This window comes from Streptomyces cirratus (assembly GCF_014650775.1).
GTDB classification, from domain to species: Bacteria; Actinomycetota; Actinomycetes; order Streptomycetales; family Streptomycetaceae; genus Streptomyces; species Streptomyces cirratus.
The window spans coordinates 372,820-392,353 of the sequence record NZ_BMVP01000005.1; the positions used below are offsets into that span (position 1 = coordinate 372,820).

A 19,534-nucleotide genomic window follows, 5' to 3' on the forward strand; every position below is an offset into this window, starting at 1 on the left:
CGGATTTCCCGTCCAGGGTGCGTCGGGGCTCCCGCGTTCCTAGGCTGGCGCCATGCCTCCCGAGGACGAGCATCCGCAGCACCCGTCGCAGGACCCGAAGCCCTACGCGGGCAAGCACATCACGGTCACGTACGAGACCCGTCGCTGTCTGCACGCCGCCGAATGCGTCGGCGGGCTTCCCGAGGTCTTCGACTCCGGGCAGCGCCCCTGGGTGCGGCCCGACGGCGCCGAGCCGGAGCGGGTGGCGGAGGTGGTCCGCCGGCCCTTCGGGAGCGCTCCAGTACCGGCTCGAAGAAGGGCCGGCCGAGGAACCGGACCGGCCGACGAGTGTCGTACGGTCACCGGCCGGCCAGTTGGTCCTGCGCGGCGAACTGAGCGTGACCAGGCCGGACGGCACGGTCCGGCGGGAGACCAGGGCGATGCTTTGCGCCTGTGGGGTGAGCGGTAATCAGCCGTACTGCGACCACTCCGGGCCCTGCGGCCACGACTGAACACCTTGCCGCACCCACCCTCTTCGGTCACTCTGTGCGATAGGACGGTCGCGATCAAGCCAATCGGTGACACAGCTCACTCGAATGCGCCTGCACGGATTTGCCCTTTCGGGCGTCTATCCGGTTGCCGGGTCCCACCCCAAGCCCGGCAGGAGATCCGCCGCAAGGGAGCGAGCCTTGATCACTGTCATCGAGCAGGCCGTGCAGGCCCGACTGGTCGCCACCGCGCCGAAGGTCGAGACCGTACCCGTCACCCTGTGCTACGACCGTTCGGATCCCTTCGCCGTCCGGATGGCGTTCCCCGGCCCTGCGACGCTGGAGGGCGTCGAGGTCTCCTGGACCTTCGCGCGCGAGTTGCTGGAGGCCGGACTCCACCGTCCCGCCGGCTCGGGTGACGTGCGCGTGCGCCCGTACGACCGTGAGCGGACCAGCATCGAGTTCCACGCGCCGGAGGGCGTCGCGATCGTGCTCGTGGGGACCCCCGACCTCCACCGGTTCCTGGAGCGGGCCGCGACGGTCACGCCACCGGGGCTGGAGCACCTCTACCTCGACCTTGACCACGGTCTGGCCGAGCTGATGCGCGGCCCCCGCTGAGCTCGCGCCGGCCGGCCGCCCCGGTCGGCCGCCCCCCGCGGTTAATCCGTTGCGGGTGGCTCCGGCCGCCCGTAGCTTCGTAGGCGACCCATTGCCGCCGAAACGGAGTAGGACATTGCTCTTCTGAGGTTCGAGACACCGACCACGACCACCCTTCACCACCCGTCGGCTGTCTCCCCACGTTGCTCGCACCACTTCACGCAACCTGGAGGCCTCCATGAGTCTTGTCCCCACCTTCGTCACGTGCTCCGCCCTCTCCTTCGACTGGCCGGACGGAACCCCCGTCCTTGATGACTTCCAACTGACCGTAGGGCCTGGCCGAACCGGCCTGATCGGTCTCAACGGGTCCGGGAAGTCAACCCTGTTGAGGCTCATCGCGGGAGAACTCACCCCGTCCGCGGGGCAGGTCTCCGTCGCCGGAACGATCGGCTACCTCCCCCAGAACCTCATCCTCGACACCGCCCTGCGCGTGGACGAGGCGCTCGGCATCCACGCCGCCCGCACCGCCCTGCACGCCATCGAGGCGGGCGAGGCCACCGAGGCCAACTTCGCCGCCGTCGGCGACGACTGGGACGTGGAGGAACGGGCGCTGGCCACGCTCGATTCGCTCGGCCTCGCCCGGATCGGCCTCGACCGCACGGTCGGTGAGCTGTCGGGCGGCGAGGGCGTGCTGCTGCGGCTGGCGGCCCTGCTGCTCGCCCGCCCCGACGTCCTGCTCCTGGACGAACCCACCAACAACCTGGACCTGCGGGCCCGGCGCCGGCTCTACGCGGCCGTCGAGTCCTGGTCCGGCGTGCTGGTGGTGGTCAGCCACGACCGCGAGCTGCTGGAGCGGGTCGACCAGATCGCCGACCTGCGCGACGGCGAAGTGCGCTGGTACGGGGGGAACTTCACCGACTACGAGGAAGCGCTCGCCACCGAACAGGAGGCGGCCGAGCGGATGGTCCGGGTCGCGGAGGCCGACGTTCAGCGGCAGAAGCGCGAACTCGCCGACGCCCAGATGAAACTGGCCCGGCGCAAGCGCTACGGCCAGAAGATGTGGGACACCAAGCGCGAGCCGAAGATCGTGATGGGTGCCCGCAAGCGCGCCGCCCAGGAGTCGGCCGGCAAGCACCGCATCATGCACACCGAGAAGCTGGCGGACGCCCGCGAGCGGCTCGACCAGGCGGTGGAGGCGGTGCGCGACGATGACGAGATCCGCATCGAGCTGCCCGCCACCCGGGTGCCGCCGGGGCGGCGGGTCCTGTCCTTCGGCGATCTGCACCCGGCCCACGGACCGGCGATCGCGGGCGAGTGGGAGCTGCGCGGGCCGGAGCGGATCGCCCTGGTGGGCCGCAACGGCTCGGGGAAGACGTCCCTGCTGCGGACGGTCGCCGGCCTGCTCGCGCCGGTCTCGGGCGAGGTGTCGGCGCACGTGCCGGCGCGGTTCCTGCCGCAGCGGCTGGACGCCGACGTACTGGACGACGACCGCTCGGTCGTGGAGAACGTGGCGCGGTACGCCCCGCACGCCACGAACAACGTGATCCGGGCGCGGCTCGCGCACTTCCTGTTCCGGGGTGCCCGGGCGGACCGGCCCGTCGGCACGCTTTCGGGCGGCGAGCGGTTCCGGGCGGCGCTGGCGGCGCTGCTGCTGGCGGAGCCGGCGCCGCAGCTGCTGATGCTGGACGAGCCGACGAACAACCTGGACCTGGCGAGCGTGCGGCAGCTGACCGGCGCCCTGGAGGCGTACGAGGGGGCGCTGCTGGTGGCGAGCCACGACGTGCCGTTCCTGGAGTCGCTGGGAATCACGCGGTGGCTGCTGCTGGACGGCCGGGCGGGGCTCCGGCCGACGACGGCCGAGGAGGTCCGCGAGTCGCTCTGGCTCGGCTGAGCAGGGGCGGTCGGTGGCCGGCGCGGCCGGCCACCGCAGCCCCAGGCGCGTCAAGACATCGGCGGCGGACCACCTACGGGCGTGATTTCGGTTCCGATTTGCCCTTTCGCACGCCCTCCCACAGGGCCTCAAACTGCACATATAACCGGACGTAACCGCCCATAGGTAGGGGTGGGGCTTGGCTGGTCCTTGATGCCGTGCTTAACCTACGACTCCGTAGGCTACGCAACCGTAGGTAATTCGCTTGTTCCCCCTGGAGTACCCGTGACGATCACCTCCCCCCACCTCAACAGCTCGGAGGCGTGGACCGACGCCAAGTTGCTGTTCGCGCTGGAAGAGGTGGTCGAAAAGGAACTCAACCGCCATTTGCAGGTCACCAAGGACTGGATGCCCCACGAGTACGTCCCGTGGAGCGACGGCCGCAACTTCCCCGGCTTCTTCGAGGACGGCGAGGCCTGGGACCCGGAGCAGTCCAAGGTCACCGACATCGGCAAGATCGCCCTCGTCGTCAACCTGCTGACCGAGGACAACCTGCCCAGCTACCACCACGAGATCGCCTCGCTCTTCGGGCGCAACGGCGCCTGGGGCACCTGGGTGCACCGGTGGACCGCCGAGGAGGGCCGCCACGGCATCGTGATGCGCGACTACCTCCTGGCGTCGCGCGCCGTGGACCCGGACAAGCTGGAAGCGTTCCGGATGCAGCACATGTCGGAGGGCTTCGAGTCCGACAACCGGCACTCGATGCTGCACTCCGTGGCGTACGTGGCCTTCCAGGAGCTCGCGACGCGCATCTCGCACCGCAACACCGGCCACCAGTCCGGTGACCCGGTATGCGACCGGATGCTGGCCCGCATCGCGCAGGACGAGAACCTGCACATGATCTTCTACCGGAACCTGCTGGGCGCCGCCTTCGAGCTGGCCCCGGACCTGACGATGCAGGCCGTGCGGGACGTAGTGGTCAACTTCCGGATGCCCGGGCACGGCATGCCGGGCTTCGAGCGGATGGCCGCGCAGATGGCGATCGGCGGGGTGTACAACCTGCGGATCCACCACGACGACGTGCTGAGCCCCGTGATCCGGTTCTTGAAGATCATGGACATCGACGGTCTCGGCCCCGAGGGGCAGAAGGCCCAGGAGGAGCTCGGCCTGTTCATGGGCGGCCTGGACTCCGAGGCCCGCAAGTTCGACGAGCGGCTGGCCGCCCGCGCGGCGCGCGTGGCGGCGCGCAAGGGCTGATCCACGGCGTTGAAGGCCCCGGCTGGGCCATGTGCCCTGCCGGGGCTTCGCCCTGCCGGGGCTTCGCCGTGCCGGCTGCGCGCGTCCCGGGGCCGGGGGCGGGGCCAGGCCCGGGGGCGAAGCCGGGTACGCGCCGCCGCCGGTCAGGCGCGGGGACGCAGGGCGAGGCGCTCGGACTCAGAGAGGCCGCCCCAGACGCCGAAGCGCTCGTCGTTCGCCAGGGCGTACTCCAGGCACGCGGCCCGGCCCTCGCACGCCCCGCACAGCCGCTTCGCGTCGCGCAGCGAGGAGCCGGGCTCCGGGAAGAAGAAGGCCGGGCCCGTCTGCGCGCACAGGGCGAGGTCGTACCAGGCGGGTGCGGCGGCGGCAGTGGTCGGGCGGTCGCTCGTGTTCATCGACATGACGGAGATCCTCACCGCCGCCGATGGACGTCCGATCAACGCCTCATCAACACGGTGTCTTACGTACCGGGGGCCGGGGCGCTGGTGATGACCGCGAAGCGGGCGCCGAAGGGGTCGGCCGCCTTCGCGAAGCGGCCGACGCCCTCCATGGAGAGGGGGGTGAGGCGGACCTTGCCGCCCGACTCCTCCACCCGGGCCGCCGTCGCGTCGCAGTCGGCGACCTCGAAGTACGGCGTCCAGTAGGGGCGTTCGGTGTCCTCCACCGGGTCCGTCGCGATCGGAACCAGCCCGCCGAAGGCCTCCTCGTCGGGCGCGCCGGCCGGCTTGACCATGGTGTAGGTGCCGCCGTCGAACGGCATCTCGGTGGTCTCCCAGGAGAAGACGGCCCGGTAGAAACCGGCGGCCGCAGCAACATCGGGGGTGTACAGCTCCGTCCAGCACAGGGTGCCGACGGCCGTCACGGCCTCCAGGCCCTCGTGCCGGCCGGGCTGCCACGCCGCGAAAGCGACGCCCGCCGGGTCGGTGAACACCGCCATGCGGCCGAGGTCCAGTACGTCCATCGGCTCGAACGCGACCGCGCCGCCCGCCTTCCGCACGGCCGCCGCCGTCGCGTCCAGGTCCGGCGTCTTGAAGTACACCGTCCACGCGGAGGGCCCCTGCTCGGGAGTGACGGTCATCCCGCCCGCGACGGTCTTCCCGCCGAGCCGGAACATCCCGTACCCGCCGACCTCCTGACCGCCCGGCTCGTAGTCCCACCCGAACAGGCCCCGGTAGAACCCGGCCGCGCCTCCGATGTCGGGAGTCCCGAGGTCCAGCCAGTTCGGGGAGCCGTCCCTGTAGTCCGTGCTGAGCATGGCCGTACCCCTTCCCTGCGCCGGCGACTGCTGCCTCCTTCGAGCATGGCACCCCCCACTGACAACGGCCGCCCTACGCCCCAGCCCCACCCGCCGTAGCCGGCCCTCGAGCACGCCGAAGTCCGCGCCGGTGAGCCCCGTACGGGGGTCGACGTGGTGCAGAAGTACCCGGCCGGGGTGGTGCGCGGCCACCCGGTCGCGGTCGTCGGGCGTCCGCCATCCATGTCGTCGCCCACACCAGTTCGCAGGGGCAGCGCCGCCAGCCGGGGTCCAACGCGGGATCGAGCCGGTCCAGCAAGGGGTTGCCGCCGGTGCCGGCAGGGCCGCGAGGGCGGCACGGTCGCAGCCTACGCAGCGCGGGACGTCAGTCGTCGGCGGGTTTGGCGCGGCTGGGTTGGACGCGCTTGGGTTCGCCCGGCATCTTGGGGTAGTCCGGGGGGTACGGCATGTCGCCCAGGCCGTGGTCCTGTTCCTGGCGGTCCGCGAGCTCCAGGACGGTGTCCAGCGCGAACGCGTGCTCGTCCATGTCGGCGTGCAGGTCACCGAGTTCCGCGAAGCGCCCCGGCATCGTCACGATGTCGAAGTCCTGCGGCTCCGCGTCGTCCACCTCGTCCCAGCGCAGTGGCGCCGACACCGGGGCATGGGGGCGGGGGCGGACGGAGTAGGCGGAGGCGATGGTCCGGTCGCGGGCCGTCTGGTTGTAGTCCACGAAGATCCGCTCGCCGCGCTCCTCCTTCCACCAAGCCGTCGTCACCTTGCCCGGCATCCGCCGTTCCAGCTCCCGGCCCAAGGCGATCGCACACCGCCTGACCTCCGTGAACGTCCACCGCGGGGCGATCGGCACGAACACGTGCAGCCCGCGCCCGCCCGAGGTCTTCGGCCAGCCGCGCAACCCCACCTCGTCCAGCAGCGCCCGCAGTTCGTGGGCGGCGGCGACCGCGTGGTGGTAGTCGGTGCCCGGCTGCGGGTCCAGGTCGATCCGCAGCTCGTCGGGCCGGTCGGTGTCCTCGCGGCGCACCGGCCAGGGGTGGAAGGTGAGGCAGCCCAGGTTCGCGGCCCACAGGACGGCGGCCGGCTCGGTCGGGCAGATCTCATCGGCCGTGCGCCCGCTGGGGAAGGCGATGTGCGCGGTCGGGATCCAGTCGGGCAGGTTCTTCGGGGCCCGCTTCTGGAAGAAGGACTCCCCCTCCACCCCTTCCGGATACCGCTCCAGCGTCGTCGGGCGGTCGCGCAGGGCTCGGGTGATGCCGGGGGCGACGGCCAGGTAGTACTCGGCGACGTCCCGCTTGGTGAGGCCGCGCTCCGGGAAGTACACCTTGTCCGGGCTGGACAGCCGAACCGTCCGCCCGCCCGCGTCCAGCTCGATCGCATCACGCGCAGCACCCATGTCCGCCACGGTAGGCGGCCCCGGCCCGGCCCGCACACCGGACGGATCCGCCCGGGCGCGCACACCGCGCGGCCCCCGACGGGCCGCCGCAGAATCGAAGGCATGGATCTGCCGGTGATGCCCCCCGTGAAACCGATGCTCGCGAAGTCCGTGACGGCCATCCCGCCGGGCATGCAGTACGAGGCCAAGTGGGACGGCTTCCGGGCCGTCGTCCACCGCGACGGCGCCGAGATCGAGATCGGCAGCCGCACCGGCAAGCCCCTGAACAGGTACTTTCCCGAGCTCGTGACGGCCCTCAAGGACAATCTGCCCGACCGCTGCGTCGTGGACGGCGAGATCGTGATCGTCCACGACCGCCGGCTCGACTTCGACCGCCTCACCGAGCGGATCCACCCGGCCGCCTCCCGGGTGAAGATGCTCGCCGAGACGACCCCGGCCAGTTTCGTGGCCTTCGACCTGCTCGCGCTCGGCGACGATTCGCTCCTCGACACCCCGCTCGTCGCCCGCCGCAGCGCCCTGGCCCGTGCCCTCTCCACCGCTCGGCCCCCCGTCCACCTCGCGCCCGCCACCACCGACCCCGCACTCGCGCACGACTGGTTCGAGCGGTTCGAAGGCGCCGGACTGGACGGTGTGATCGCCAAGCCCCTCGATCTCCCGTACCGGCCCGATGCCCGCCTGATGTTCAAAATCAAGCACGAGCGTACGGCGGACGTCGTGGTCGCCGGTTTCCGTTTCCACAAGAGCGGTCCGATTGTCGGATCGCTGCTCCTGGGCCTTTACGACGCCCACGGCACCCTCCAGCACGTCGGCGTCTGCGCCGCCTTCCCCATGAAGCGCCGCGCCGAGCTGCTGACGGAGCTCGAACCGCTGCGGATGCCCGATCCCGGCGGCCACCCCTGGGCCGCCTGGGCCGAGGAGGCCGCCCACGAGAGCGCCCGGCTGCCCGGCGCGCAGAGCCGCTGGACCGGCAAGAAGGACCTGTCCTGGGTCCCGCTGCGCCCCGAGCGGGTCTGCGAGGTGGCCTACGACCACATGGAGGGCGACCGCTTCCGGCACACCGCGCAGTTCCGCCGCTGGCGCCCCGACCGGCTGCCGGAGAGCTGTACGTACGCCCAGCTGGAGGAAGTCGTCCGCTACGACCTGGCCGAGGTGCTCGGCACCCCGGAGAACTGACGTCCCTCTCAGCCCTTCGTCAGCTTCTCCCACTCCCCCCGGTCCGGCCCGGCCACGTTCGGCGCGTAGTCCGGCCGGTCCGCCAGCCACCGCGCCACCCGCGCCCGGATCTCCGGATCCGCGTACGCCCGTTCCGGCGGCTCCACCAGGTGCCGCACCCGCGCCCGGGCCCGCATCACCTCCGGATCCTCCAGCGCGCAGTCGAACAGCGCGGCCACCTCCCGCGCCGTCCCCGTACGACCCGCCCTCGTCGCGAAGCGCTCCCCGATCGCCGCGTCCGCGACCACCTGGAAGTCGAACCAGGGCTTCAAGGTCCGCACCGCCCACGCGTGGTAGCCGGCGGCGAACCCGGCCGACCCCGGGTCCTGGTGCGCGGTGCGCGCCACCCGGCTCGCCGCCCACAGAGTCAGCGAAGTGCCCTGTCCCAGCGTCGGGTTGGTGTGGGTGATGGCGTCCCCGACCGGTACCAGCCCGCTCACCACCGGTCCCCGCCCGTCGCTCAGCGCGCTCCACCGGTTGTCGAGGCTCGCGGTGGCCAGTACCTCCGACAGCGGCTCCGCGTCCAGCCGCAGCCACGCCTCCCCCGGCGGGAAGGCCCGCGCCGCGGCTTCGAAGACGGCCGGATCGCGCAGCGCCGAGCGCGTGGGGTCCTCGGTGTGGACGAACAGGGTCACGGCGAAGACCCGGTTGTCGGCGGGGAAGACGGCGCACCCGGCGAAGGTGCCGCCGGTGATCGCCCAGGGGCGGTGCGGCCCGTCCGTCAGGCCCGCGGGCAGCCGGTACCAGCGGCAGAAGTAGGCCAGCCCCGTACGGTGCCGCTCCACCACCGGCGGCCGGCAGCCCGCCGCGGCCAGCCACCGCTCGGTGGCCCCTCGCCGGCCGGCCGCGTCGATGACCAGGTCCCCTTCGTAGGTCCCGGTCACGGAGGTCGCGCCCGTGACCCGGTTCCCTTCGAACCGCAGTCCCGTCACCGGTTCCCCATAGCGCGCCACGACGCCGGGCTCGGTGCGCAGCGCGGTGGCCATGGCGCTCTCCAGCAGGATGCGCCGGGCCTGGATCATGACGAGGTCGTCGTCGCCCGGCCGGGTCGGCGGGCGCTCGTCGAACCAGTCGAGCTCGTTGCGCTCGCGCGCCCCCAGCCTCAGCATCTCGGCGTACACGTCGGGCAGTTCCCCGCGCAGTACGGTGCGTGCGGCGCCGAGCAGGGCGTGCGGCTGGGTGGCCTGGGGCACGGTGGGGCGGCGCCAGCCGAAGAAGTCGCGGTCGAGGGCGGTGCCGGGGGCGCGGGAATCGCGTTCGAAGAGCTCGACGGTGTGTCCCCGCCGGGCCGCGAGCAGCGCGGTCGCCTGCCCGCCGATCCCTCCGCCGATGACCAGTACGTGTGCCATTGCGCCCCCCTGAGCCGACGAACCGTACGACGATCGGACCGCCCAGAGCCTGCGCGGGCGGGCCCTGACCGAAACCCGCACGGTTGTCCGAGCCGCGTCCGGGGGCATCGCATCCGGCGCCGCTTGACAAATGGGATTGCCGAACCGGCAAATGGAGTCATGTCCACCGATGAGCAGGAGCCGGCCGAGGACCTCGCCGGCGTCATCACCGCCGTCGGCCCCCGGCTGCGCGCGTTGCGCCGTCGGCGCGGCACGACCCTGGCGCAGCTCAGCGAGGCCACCGGCATTTCGCTCTCCACGCTGTCGCGGCTGGAGTCGGGGCAGCGCCGGCCCACGCTGGAGCTGCTGCTCCCGCTGGCCAGGGCCCACCGGGTGGCGCTGGACGACCTCGTCGGGGCGCCGGACACCGGGGATCCCCGGATCCGTCCGCGCCCCTTCGTCCGGCACGGCTGCACCTACGTACCGCTCTCCCGCGACTTCGGCGGGGTGCACGCGTTCAAGCAGATCCTGCCGCCCCGCGACCCTTCGCAGCCCCTGCCCGAGCCGAAGGTCCACGAGGGCTACGAGTGGCTGTACGTCCTCTCGGGCCGGGTCCGGCTGCTGCTGGGCGAGCACGACCTCGTCCTCACGGCGGGCGAGGCCGCCGAGTTCGACACGCGCACGCCGCACGCCTTCTTCAACGCGGGCCCGCAACCCGCCGAGTTCCTCAGTCTGTTCGGCCCCCAGGGCGAGCGGATCCATGTCCGCGCCCGCCCCGCCACCGTCTCCCCGGAAGGACGCCCATGAGCAATCAGCGCCCCGAACGCGCCGTCCCGCAGCCCAACGCGGTGGTCGGCGTCGGCCTCGTCGTGGTCGCCGCCGACGGCCGGATCCTGCTCGGCCAGGCCCACGACGGCCGCTGGGAGCTGCCCGGCGGCAAGGTGGACCCCGGCGAGGGCTTCGAGCAGGCCGCGGCGCGGGAACTCGAAGAGGAAACGGCACTGCGCGCGGCCCCGGGGGACATCGAGGTGCTCGGCGTCCAGATCGACGCGCGCTCCGGCCTGACCCGTCTGACGGCGGCCGCCGTCACCCACGCCGCCGAGGGCACCCCCGCCGTGACCGAGCCCCACAAGATCGCCCGCTGGTCCTGGTTCGCCCCGGCCGACATCCCCACGGCCCTCTACGCCCCCTCGGCGGCGGTCCTGCGCACCTGGCGCCCCGACCTCACCCCCGCGCTCCCCCACGTCCCCTCGCACGACTACCTCGCCACCCCGCACGAAGCCCGCTAGGTGTATTGATCACGAGCGTGGTGGACGCTCGTGATCAATACACCTGGGCCGGGCCCTGGCGGGGGGCGAAGTTGCCCTCCGCCAGGTCCTCCGCCAGGAGGCGCTTGGCGATGGCGTCCGCCGCCGTGCGCAGTGCCGCGCTGCGGGGGCGGCCCCCGTCGCGCTCCAGCCGGTCGCCCAGCCAGTCGGCCCACGCCAGGGAGATCACCGCGGCCTCCCGCTCCCCCGCCGGGGTGAGCGAGAAGAAGACGCCCTCGTGGCTCAGGTAGCCCTCCTCCACCATCCGGTCGAAGACCGGCAGCAGCACCTCCGGCGGCACCGACCGTCTGGCCGCGACGAGCCCGAGGCTCGCGTGTCCGACCGTCCGGGTCAGCAGGTCCACCTGCATCACCGTCCACGCCCCCGCGATGTCCAGCCGGGTGTCGGAGCCGTTCACGATCGCGCGCGCCGTGTCGGGGCCCATGCCCCGTACGAGTTTGCCGACCGCCAGCTCCAGCAGCTTCGCCGAGTCCCCCGAGGCGGTGACGGGCGAGGCGAAGCCCTCGCCCATGTCCGTCGACGACGCCCGGACGCTGTCGCGCAGCCGGACCTCCTTGAGGAACAGTGCGACGACGAAGCCCAGCGCCGCCACGGGCACCGTCCACAGGAACACCGTGTGCAGGGTGCGCGCGTACGCGTCGATGATCGGCCCGGCGGCGGCCGGGTCGAGGGCGTGCACCCCTTGCGGGCTCCGCGCGGCCAGGCCCAGCAGTCTCGGGTCCCGGCCGGTGGCGCGGGCCGCCTCCGCGACGCCCGCCGCGAGGTGGGGCGCGAGGGTGTTGGCGTAGATCGTGCCGAAGACCGCGGTGCCGAAGGCACTGCCGAGCGTGCGGAAGAACGTCACACCGGACGTGGCGGTGCCGAGATCGGAGTAGTCGACGGTGTTCTGCACGGCGATCGTCAGGACCTGCATGCACAGTCCGATGCCGGCGCCCAGGACGAACATGTACAGCGATGCCGACCAGGCCCCGGTGCCCGGCCCCATCAGGGACAGCAGGTACAGCCCGGCGCCCATCACCGCGCACCCCACGATGGGGAAGATCCGGTAGCGGCCGGTCTTGGAGGTGACGTTGCCGCTGAAGACGGAGGCGATCAGCAGCCCGATGACCAGCGGCAGGGTCCGCACGCCGGAGACCGTGGCCGAATCGCCGTCCACGTACTGCAGGTACGTCGGCAGGAAGGTCATGGCGCCCAGCATCGCGAACCCCACGACGAAGCTGAGCACCGAGCACACGCCGAAGACGGGGTTGGCGAACAGCCGCATCGGCAGCATCGGTTCGGCGGCCCGCGTCTCGACCACGCAGAACAGCGCGAGGGCCGCGGCGCCGACTGCGAAGAGGCCGACGATCACGGGCGAGGCCCAGGCGTACTCGTTCCCGCCCCAACTGGTGGCGAGGATGAGCGCGCTCGCCCCGACCGTGACCAGCGCGATGCCCGGGTAGTCGATGACGGGCCTGCCCGCCGCCCGTACCGAGGGGATCGTCCGGGCGGCGGCGATCACCACCAGGATCGCGAGCGGGACGTTGACGTAGAAGGCCCAGCGCCAGCTCAGGTGGTCGGTGAACAGCCCGCCGAGCAGCGGCCCGATGACGGTGGCGACGCCGAACACGGCGCCGATCGCGCCCTGGTACTTGCCCCGTTCGCGCAGCGGCACCACATCGGCGATCAGCGCCATCGAGGTGACCATCAGGCCGCCCGCGCCGATGCCCTGGAGGCCGCGCCACAGGATCAGCATCGTCATGTTGCCGGACAGCCCGCACAGGAACGATCCGGTGATGAAGACGACGGCCGAGACCTGGAAGACGAGTTTGCGCCCGAAGAGGTCGCCGAACTTGCCGACCAGGACCGTCGCCACGGTCTCCGCCAGCAGGTAGGCGGTCACCACCCACGACATGCGGGCCGCGCCGCCGAGGTCCGCCACGATCGTCGGCAGGGCGGTGCCGACGATGGTCTGGTCCAGAGCCGCCAGCAGGACGCCCAGCATGATCGTGCCGAACACGACGTTGCGCCGCCGCCGGTCGAGCACGGGTGGCGCGGCGGCCGTGGCGGGGGCTGTGGTCACATGTCGCACTCTCACAGCGCCCCCGTCCCGGCGCATGCGGCGCGGGGCCGTACGGGTGACGCGGATCCCGGATCAGCGCAGGTAGGCCAGGCCCGGGTGCTCCGCCGCGTACCCGGTCAGGAGCCGCCGGGCCACGGTCACCGAGTCCACGAGCGGATGGAGGGCGAAGGCCTTGACCGCGTCCGCCCGCGAGCCGCTCGCCGCGGCGGCCAACACCTCCCGTTCGACCGCCTTGACCGAGGTCACCAGTCCCACGGCGTGCAGCGGCAGCGGGTCGACGGCCACCGGGTGGGCGCCGCCCGCGTCGACCAGGCACGGCACCTCGATGACCGCCTGCGCGTCGAGCACGGAAAGCGTCGAGCCGTTGGGCACGTTGAGGATCAAGGTGGCCCGCTCGTTCCGGGCGATCGCCCGCATCAGCGCGAGCGCCACCTTCTCGTACCCGCCGGACTCCAGGTCGCTCTCGTCGCGCTCGCCGACGCCCGCCGCCTCCCGGTTCTCGGCCATGTACGTGGCCTCCCGCTCGGCCCGGGTCCGGTCCCAGGCGGCCAGCGCCGACCCGGGCGGCTGCCCCTGCCGCCCGGCCCGGGCGTAGAACTCGCGCTGCTGGTCGCGCAGGAAGGCGCCGCGGGTCTGGCGGGCCTCCAGGTAGCCGCGTACGGTCTCGCGGTTGAAGTAGTAGTAGTGCAGGTACTCGTTCGGGACCGCGCCGAGCGAGCGCAGCCACTCCGGCCCGAAGAGCCGGCCCTCCTCGAAGGACTCCAGCGCCTTGGTGTCGGCCAGCAGCCGGGGCAGTTCGTCGCGGCCCGCCACGCGCAGCCCGCGGATCCAGCCCAGGTGGTTCAGGCCGACGTAGTCGATCCACGCCTCCTCGGGCCGGACGCCCAGCAGGCCCGCGATGCGCCGACCGAGGCCCACCGGGGAGTCGCAGATGCCGATGACCCGGCCTCCGAGCACCTCGGCCATCGCCTCGGTGACCAGCCCGGCCGGGTTGGTGAAGTTGATGACCCAGGCGTCCGGGGCGACGCGGGCGATCCTGCGGGCGATCTCACGGACCACCGGCACGGTGCGCAGGCCGTACGCCACTCCGCCCGCGCCCACCGTCTCCTGCCCGAGGACCCCCTCGGCGAGGGCGATCCGCTCGTCGGCGGCGCGCCCTTCCAGGCCGCCGACGCGGATGGCGGAGAAGACGAAGTCGGCCCCGCGCAGCGCCTCGTCGAGGTCGGCGGTGGCGGCGACCGCCGGGGCGTCCGGTACGCCGGCGGCCTGGTCGGCGAGGACCCGGGCCATCGCGGTGAGCCGGGACGGGTCCTCGTCGTAGAGGGTCACGTGGGTCACCCTGCCCTCGGCGCGGTCGCCCAGGAGTGCCCCGTAGACGAGCGGGACGCGGAAGCCGCCCCCGCCGAGGATGGTCAGCCGCACGTCCCTACCGCCCTTCGCCAGTGCCACGATCGGTGACACGGCGGGCGCGATCCCGCTGGGTCGGCGCGGCGCGGCACACGATCAAGGCCTCCAGTGTCCCCTGCCGGAAGCGCCCGCGGGGCACCTCCGGCCGCGCCCTCGGCCCGAAGGCCACACCCTCGGCCGCAAGGCCGCGCCCTCGGCCGGTATCAGTCCCCGAGCGACGGCACCGCGCGCAGCCGCGCACCTTGCTGGTGCGCGAACCCCTGGCCGGGACCGGCCGGCCCGGCGGGCCGGCCCTGCGGCGTCGAGAGGACCAGGGTGATCCGGGTGAGCCCCATCGCGTCGAGCATCCGGCTGGACTCCGCCACCATCCGGCAGCGCACCAGGCCCCAGCCCGGATCCGGGTGGCGCACCGTGCGCACCGCCCCGTCCTGCTCGGCGGCGTCCGACCCGTGGGTGCTGAGCCAGTGCGGGACGCCGTAGCGGTAGGCGGCCTCCATGAACGGGTCGCGGGCCACTTCCTGGCGGATGCTCCGCAGTCCCTCGTCGTCCGGGGAAGCGGCCAGCGCGGTCGCGAACCGGGCCAGCAGCGGGACGCACCAGGCCGGTTCGTGGTCCTCCAGCACGGCGGCGGCGTCCGGGTGGAACAGGACGAAGCGCAGGAAGTTGTCGTCCGGCAGGGCCGTGGGGTGCGGGCGCACCGTCTGGAAGAGCTTGTCGAAGGCCGAGTTGGTCAGGGCCACGTCCCAGCGGTGGTCCACCAGGAAGCTCGGGTAGGGCACGGCTTCCATGAGGGCCGCGTAGTCGCACAGGTAGTCGCGCTGGGCGGGGTCCTCGGGCAGCCGGTTCTCCTCGGCGGCCCGCCAGGTGGGCGGCGGGTCCCGGTCGACCATGACCCGGAACAGCCAGAAGCACTGCCGCTCGCTCATCTCCAAGGCCTCGGCCAGGGCGAGCAGTTTGCGGTCCGTCCACTCCTTGACCAGGCCGCGTTCCCAATTGCCGTACGCGCGCACGCTGATGCGCAGTCGTGCGGCGAGGTCCTCCTGGCTCAGGCCCAGTTCCTCGCGGCGCTGGCGCAAAAGCTCCTTGCGTCGCTCCGACCGCACTGCGCCACGGGCCGAGTCATCGCCCGTCAGGCGTTCCTCGCCGGCTCGGACGAGGCCATCGGACGGGCCCACCGCTGCGAGATGTGGCACCGAGAGCTCCCCCTCCTCACGGTCTGGATCTTCATTTCCGTGTTGCGATCCTGCTACCGACTTCATTCGAGTGTCAACTATTGTGGCAATTCCAGCCTGACGACAGCTCATTCCCGCCACAGCTGTGGCAAGTTCTGGCCCTCCGGGGGGAGACCGGATAGATTCCCTGGGGCCGACCCCGTGCCCGTATTGACCCCGCGCGATCTAGGAGAACCACTGGTGACAGACGGCTTCCCGGCTCCCGTCGCGGTGGCCAACGCGTCTCTGGCAGCCACCGTCACGCGGGTCGCCGAACTCGCGGGCAAGATGGGCCGAGACCTGAACCAGGTATTCGACCTCCGCCGGCTCTCCGAGGCCTCGGGTGTCCCGACGGACGTGATCAAAACCCTGCTCGACGGCCGGCGGGCCGGTGAACCCGACCTGCAGACCCGATTCCTGCAGCGTCTGGACCTGCTCCGGCGCACCAGGGTCAAACCCAACGGCCGCCGCTACACCCAGCAGGAGATCGCGGACGGAGCCGGCATGTCCCGGCAGCAGGCGGGCGCCCTGATCAACGGCGACCGCCGGCCCACGATGGAGCACTGCGACGCGATCCAGCGCTTCTTCGGCGTGCACGCCGGCTTCCTCACCGCCCACGACGCGGACGCCCTCACCGACGCCCTCCAGCGCACCGAGCAGCAACTGCTCCAGGACTTCGCCGGACGCGAGCGCGAAACCGTACCCGCCGAGGCCGCATCAGCCGGCGATCCGCTGGCAAGACTCCTGCAGAACCACGGCGTACGGGGCATCGCCTGGCGCGCCGCCCAACTGCCCAGCGACAAGCACCGGGACAAGGTGACCGAATGGCTGGACATGCTCCTCGAAAGCGTCAAACCGAACGAATCATGACCCAGTCGAAAAGCCTGGATCTGATCCTTGAGTCCTGATCCGGATCCGCGCCGACGGGGAGAACGGTGAGCATAGGCAGAGAGCAGCGGCGGTTGTGCGGGGAGCTGGTGGCCGGCATCAAGCTGACCGCCCCCGTCGAGCCAGTGGACCTTTACGCCGCGCTCTGCGAGGGCATGAGCAGACTGCGGGGCCGGCCGGTGGAGTTCCGGACGGCCGCGTTCCCCGAGGGGACGGCCAGCGGGCTCTGGCTCGACCTGGCACACCGCGACCTGATCGTCATCGAGGAACGCACGGCACCCGACCACCAGCTGGTGATCCTGGGCCACGAACTGTGGCACATGAAGGCGGGCCACTGCAGCCACCACGTCGACGGGGCAGCCGTCGCCGCGCGGCTGCTGGCCGACGAGGCCGACATCGGCGAGACGGTCCGCCGCGTCGCCGCCCGCACCCGCGCCGACGTCCGGGAGGAGACGGAGGCGGAGACCTTCGGGCTGCTGCTCGGCAGCCGGTGCAGGAACTGGCTCGCCGGGTCCGGCGGACACCGCGCCCCCGCGCAGCGCGACCAGCTCGCCGGCAGGATCGAAACGTCCCTCGGCTACCGGGGGCACAGGAACGAGCTTTGAACGGACAGGACTACTACATCCCCGCGGCGGCGATGGCGGTCTCCCTCGCCTTCAAGGTGCCGGCCCTGCGCGCCGACTGGCGCGATCCGCTGCTGCGTTCCGTCTGCGCCCTGCTGATGCTGGCCGGGGCGGTGTTCACCTTCGCCGCCCCGCCGACCATCGCGGCCGTCAACCGCTGGACCGGTGTCCCCAACTTCTCGGCCCCCCTGGTCTACTGCCTCATCACCGCGTTCAGCGCCTCCTGCCTGGTGCTGATCTTCAACTGGCGCGGCGGCGAGCCCGAGGAGATCCGGCGCACCTCCCGCCGCTGGATCTCCGGCTACTCCGTCGTGATCGCCGCGATCATCGTCGTGTACGCCCTCGGCTCCGCCCCGGTGGAACGGCTGCGCGACTTCGACACCTACTACGCCAACACCCCGTACATCCGGCTGATGATCGCCGCCTACCTGCTCGCCCACAACGTGGCCGCGATCACGATGACGGCCATGTGCTGGCGCTGGGCCCTCCAGGTCCGCGGCTGGCTGCGCACCGGCCTGTTCATCATCGTCGGCGGCTACGCGTTCAGCCTCGCCTACGACGCCGCCAAGATGTCGGCCGTCGTCGCCCGCTGGACCGGCCACGACCTGGACGACCTGAGCACCCTCGTCGCCCCGCCGCTCGCCTCCATGGGCGCGCTCGTCAGCGCCACCGGCTTCGTGCTGCCGCTGCTGTGCCAGCACCTCTCCGACAGCTGGCGCACCTGGTCGACCTACCGGCGCCTGGGCACGCTCTGGCACGAGATGCAGAGCACCGCGCCCGCCGGAACCCCCTCGGTCCGCATGTCCTGGTGGTCACCGGCGGAAATCAGGATGATCCAGCGGGAGTCGGACATCCACGACGGCTTCCTGCGCCTGGGCCCCTGCTTCGACCGCCGTCGCCGGGACCTCGCCTACCAGCAGGCCCGCGCGGACGGCGCCGACGAGGCCACGGCCCGCGCCGTCGCCGACGCCGCGATGGTCGCGGCGGCGGTGCGCACGAGCGTCACCGACCCCGAGGGCGCCTGCGGCCCGAACGGGGCGGACCGGGTCCACGTCACCGCCGACGGGCCGCGCGACCTCGTACGGATCTCCCACGCCCTGCGGCACTCGCCCCTGGTGGCGGCGGTACGACGGCAGGCCGCGGCCCTGTCGGGACTCTGACGAACGGGCCTACCGCGCCGCCGCGATCGACACCGTCGGGAAGAGGTCCTCGAACGGCCCCGCCGAATCGGAGCCGTCCCGCCCGTACGGCGCGTCGAAACTCCACACCATGAACAGCAGGAACACGATCAGCGCGCTGAACAGCCCCGCCAGCAGCAGCTCGCGGCCCGAACGCCGGATCTGGAGCGTGAAGATCAGCCCGACCGTGACCAGGCCGCCCACCAGCAGTCCGAACCACACCACCCCCGGCAGCGTCGACTCGTCGCTCTGCACCCGCGAGTGCCGGGCGTCGTCGGCCGCCGCGATGTGGTCGAGCAGCGGCTGGTAGGCCTGCGCCTGGAGTTCGGTGGCCGGGCTCTGGTGGGTGACGTCGGTGCGCAGCGTGCCGAGCAGCTTCGCGCCCTCGGTGGAGGCGGCCTGCCCGGAGGTCAGCCGCGGCCAGTCCACGTTGACGGTGTGGGAGACGTACGCGTCCACCTCCCCGCGGATCCGGTCGCGCACCGGTGCCGGGTAGACGTCGGCGCGCTGGGTGACCTCGTACAGCGACTGCGCCTCGCGCCGCACGCTGTCCTCGGCGGAGCCGCGCGCCTCCCAGACACCGGCGATGGCCAGGCCCAGCACGATCGCGTAGACCACGCCGACCATCATCGTCATGTACTCGATGACGTCGGGGGTTTCGCTGGTGTCCTCGTCCTCCGCGACCCGGCGGTGCCGGAGCAGGGTGCAGGCGAGGACGAGGGCGCAGACGAGCGCCATGGCGATGGCCAGGACCAGCCATTCGGACACGAGGGTTCTCCCGTTCGAGGGTCGGAGGGTCGGAGGGTGGAAGGACTACCGGGCGCTCTTGGAGCGGGGGCGCAGCGCGACGGCGGCGAGCACGGCCGGGGTGGTGACGACGACCATCAGCATCATGGTGGAGATGCCGTTCGGGCCCCTGCGCTCAAGAGCCGATGAGTGGTACGCCGGCACGTGGAAGCGGCCCACGGGCGCGGCGGCGGCCTTTCGTGGGGGCGGAGCGGAAGCCCTGGCCAGCGCCGCCTGCGCCTGCGGCCCGGCAGCCGCCCGGACCGGCGGCGGCTGCGCCCCCTCCCCCGGCGTCCCCGGCCGGACCGGGAGGCCGGGGGCCAGCCCGGGGTGTCGCACGGTCGGCCGCCGGTCCCCGGGCGCGGTCACCCGCACGGAAGGCTCCCTGATGAGCGCCGGGGGCTTCGGCGCGGCCGGCGGCCGCTGATGCCCGGCGGGCACGCAGATGTCGACCCGGGCACCGTGGCCGGCTCCGTCGTCGGCGACCGCCACATGGCCGTGCAGCGGGCACAGCGCACCCGCCAGCCCGGCCCCGGCGACGTACTGCCAAGCGGTCACCACGTGACTGGCCCTCCCGATCCGTTTCGGCGGCAGCCGGCAGTGGATGCGGGGCTGCTGTTGAAGAAACGATCACGGCCCGGGTACGACACGCCTGGCGGGTACGCGAGAGGGGCGCGA

General features: G+C 72.4%; 18 protein-coding genes and 1 pseudogene. 10 read left to right on the forward strand and 9 right to left on the reverse strand.

The annotated features are described in order from the left end of the window. Positions 1–52 precede the first annotated feature (52 nt). From IE207_RS17045 to IE207_RS17060, 4 genes and pseudogenes are all read left to right on the forward strand, one after another. Positions 53–491 (forward strand): annotated as a pseudogene (locus IE207_RS17045) ((4Fe-4S)-binding protein). Positions 492–668: 177 nt separating this feature from the next. Beyond that, positions 669–1,085 carry a spore wall synthesis regulator SsgD gene (ssgD, locus tag IE207_RS17050; RefSeq protein WP_190185058.1) on the forward strand — a complete coding sequence of 139 codons (417 nt, stop codon included), beginning with the start codon at positions 669–671 and terminating at the stop codon, positions 1,083–1,085. Between the two features lie 217 nt (positions 1,086–1,302). Next, the gene (locus tag IE207_RS17055) at positions 1,303–2,955 is read left to right on the forward strand and encodes an ABC-F family ATP-binding cassette domain-containing protein (protein ID WP_190185059.1); all 1,653 of its coding nucleotides are present in this window, start codon (positions 1,303–1,305) and stop codon (positions 2,953–2,955) included. Between the two features lie 264 nt (positions 2,956–3,219). Next, complete coding sequence (locus IE207_RS17060; protein WP_190185060.1) at positions 3,220–4,191, forward strand: acyl-ACP desaturase; 972 nt, start codon at positions 3,220–3,222, stop codon at positions 4,189–4,191. A gap of 143 nt (positions 4,192–4,334) precedes the next feature. Here the strand turns inward: IE207_RS17060 and IE207_RS17065 are convergent, their stop codons facing one another. The 3 genes from IE207_RS17065 to ligD form a co-directional block, all read right to left on the reverse strand. Continuing rightward, the gene (locus IE207_RS17065) at positions 4,335–4,586 is read right to left on the reverse strand and encodes a WhiB family transcriptional regulator (protein WP_190185133.1); all 252 of its coding nucleotides are present in this window, start codon (positions 4,584–4,586) and stop codon (positions 4,335–4,337) included. 65 nt (positions 4,587–4,651) lie between these two features. Further along, a complete protein-coding gene (locus tag IE207_RS17070) occupies positions 4,652–5,446 on the reverse strand; it encodes a VOC family protein (RefSeq protein ID WP_190185061.1) in 795 nt (264 codons plus the stop codon). 364 nt (positions 5,447–5,810) lie between these two features. Further along, positions 5,811–6,833, reverse strand: coding sequence for a non-homologous end-joining DNA ligase (gene ligD, locus IE207_RS17075; protein WP_190185062.1), 1,023 nt, complete (start codon positions 6,831–6,833; stop codon positions 5,811–5,813). A 102-nt stretch (positions 6,834–6,935) separates the two neighbouring features. On the opposite strand from ligD, the gene IE207_RS17080 reads away from it, so the two are divergent. After that, complete coding sequence (locus IE207_RS17080) at positions 6,936–8,006, forward strand: ATP-dependent DNA ligase (RefSeq protein ID WP_190185063.1); 1,071 nt, start codon at positions 6,936–6,938, stop codon at positions 8,004–8,006. A gap of 8 nt (positions 8,007–8,014) precedes the next feature. Here IE207_RS17080 and IE207_RS17085 read toward each other — a convergent pair whose 3' ends face one another. Next, positions 8,015–9,394, reverse strand: a complete 1,380-nt coding sequence (locus IE207_RS17085) for an NAD(P)/FAD-dependent oxidoreductase (RefSeq protein WP_190185064.1) — start codon at positions 9,392–9,394, stop codon at positions 8,015–8,017. Between the two features lie 159 nt (positions 9,395–9,553). Here IE207_RS17085 and IE207_RS17090 point away from each other — a divergent pair, with 159 nt between their 5' ends. Both IE207_RS17090 and IE207_RS17095 read left to right on the forward strand, forming a co-directional pair. After that, on the forward strand, positions 9,554–10,180 hold the full coding sequence (locus IE207_RS17090; protein ID WP_190185065.1) for a helix-turn-helix domain-containing protein: 627 nt from the start codon (positions 9,554–9,556) through the stop codon (positions 10,178–10,180). Continuing rightward, entirely contained in the window at positions 10,177–10,662 is a 486-nt protein-coding gene (locus IE207_RS17095) for a nucleotide triphosphate diphosphatase NUDT15 (RefSeq protein WP_190185066.1), read from the forward strand. The genes IE207_RS17090 and IE207_RS17095 overlap by 4 nt, the downstream gene beginning before the upstream one ends. A 34-nt stretch (positions 10,663–10,696) precedes the next feature. On the opposite strand, the gene IE207_RS17100 is transcribed toward IE207_RS17095, so the two are convergent. The 3 genes from IE207_RS17100 to IE207_RS17110 all read right to left on the reverse strand — a co-directional run bounded on the left by IE207_RS17100 (position 10,697) and on the right by IE207_RS17110 (position 15,246). Continuing rightward, on the reverse strand, positions 10,697–12,799 hold the full coding sequence (locus IE207_RS17100) for an MDR family MFS transporter (protein WP_190185067.1): 2,103 nt from the start codon (positions 12,797–12,799) through the stop codon (positions 10,697–10,699). A gap of 36 nt (positions 12,800–12,835) precedes the next feature. Continuing rightward, positions 12,836–14,185, reverse strand: a complete 1,350-nt coding sequence (locus IE207_RS17105) for a 6-phospho-beta-glucosidase (RefSeq protein WP_190185134.1) — start codon at positions 14,183–14,185, stop codon at positions 12,836–12,838. Between the two features lie 188 nt (positions 14,186–14,373). After that, on the reverse strand, positions 14,374–15,246 hold the full coding sequence (locus tag IE207_RS17110) for a helix-turn-helix domain-containing protein (protein WP_190185068.1): 873 nt from the start codon (positions 15,244–15,246) through the stop codon (positions 14,374–14,376). Between the two features lie 336 nt (positions 15,247–15,582). Here IE207_RS17110 and IE207_RS17115 point away from each other — a divergent pair, with 336 nt between their 5' ends. The 3 genes from IE207_RS17115 (at position 15,583) to IE207_RS17125 (ending at position 18,052) form a co-directional block, all read left to right on the forward strand. Further along, on the forward strand, positions 15,583–16,251 hold the full coding sequence (locus IE207_RS17115; protein WP_190185069.1) for a helix-turn-helix domain-containing protein: 669 nt from the start codon (positions 15,583–15,585) through the stop codon (positions 16,249–16,251). Between the two features lie 65 nt (positions 16,252–16,316). Beyond that, entirely contained in the window at positions 16,317–16,874 is a 558-nt protein-coding gene (locus tag IE207_RS17120) for a toxin-antitoxin system, toxin component (protein ID WP_190185070.1), read from the forward strand. Further along, positions 16,871–18,052 (forward strand): MAB_1171c family putative transporter, encoded by a 1,182-nt coding sequence (locus IE207_RS17125; protein WP_190185071.1) that lies wholly within the window; start codon positions 16,871–16,873, stop codon positions 18,050–18,052. Before IE207_RS17120 ends, IE207_RS17125 begins: the two co-directional genes overlap by 4 nt. Before the next feature lie 9 nt (positions 18,053–18,061). On the opposite strand, the gene IE207_RS17130 is transcribed toward IE207_RS17125, so the two are convergent. Both IE207_RS17130 and IE207_RS17135 read right to left on the reverse strand, forming a co-directional pair. Beyond that, positions 18,062–18,838, reverse strand: a complete 777-nt coding sequence (locus IE207_RS17130) for a bestrophin-like domain (RefSeq protein ID WP_190185072.1) — start codon at positions 18,836–18,838, stop codon at positions 18,062–18,064. 45 nt (positions 18,839–18,883) lie between these two features. Beyond that, complete coding sequence (locus IE207_RS17135; protein ID WP_190185073.1) at positions 18,884–19,417, reverse strand: hypothetical protein; 534 nt, start codon at positions 19,415–19,417, stop codon at positions 18,884–18,886. Positions 19,418–19,534: the final 117 nt, after the last annotated feature.

What these genes read in the sequence shown, in the direction of transcription:
- IE207_RS17055 (WP_190185059.1), top strand. Translation starts at nt 1,303, where the DNA reads ATGAGTCTTGTCCCCACCTTCGTCACGTGCTCCGCCCTCTCCTTCGAC.
- IE207_RS17065 (WP_190185133.1), bottom strand. Translation starts at nt 4,586, where the DNA reads ATGAACACGAGCGACCGCCCGACCACTGCCGCCGCCGCACCCGCCTGG.
- IE207_RS17070 (WP_190185061.1), bottom strand. Translation starts at nt 5,446, where the DNA reads ATGCTCAGCACGGACTACAGGGACGGCTCCCCGAACTGGCTGGACCTC.
- ligD (WP_190185062.1), bottom strand. Translation starts at nt 6,833, where the DNA reads ATGGGTGCTGCGCGTGATGCGATCGAGCTGGACGCGGGCGGGCGGACG.
- IE207_RS17080 (WP_190185063.1), top strand. Translation starts at nt 6,936, where the DNA reads ATGGATCTGCCGGTGATGCCCCCCGTGAAACCGATGCTCGCGAAGTCC.
- IE207_RS17085 (WP_190185064.1), bottom strand. Translation starts at nt 9,394, where the DNA reads ATGGCACACGTACTGGTCATCGGCGGAGGGATCGGCGGGCAGGCGACC.
- IE207_RS17090 (WP_190185065.1), top strand. Translation starts at nt 9,554, where the DNA reads ATGTCCACCGATGAGCAGGAGCCGGCCGAGGACCTCGCCGGCGTCATC.
- IE207_RS17095 (WP_190185066.1), top strand. Translation starts at nt 10,177, where the DNA reads ATGAGCAATCAGCGCCCCGAACGCGCCGTCCCGCAGCCCAACGCGGTG.
- IE207_RS17100 (WP_190185067.1), bottom strand. Translation starts at nt 12,799, where the DNA reads ATGCGCCGGGACGGGGGCGCTGTGAGAGTGCGACATGTGACCACAGCC.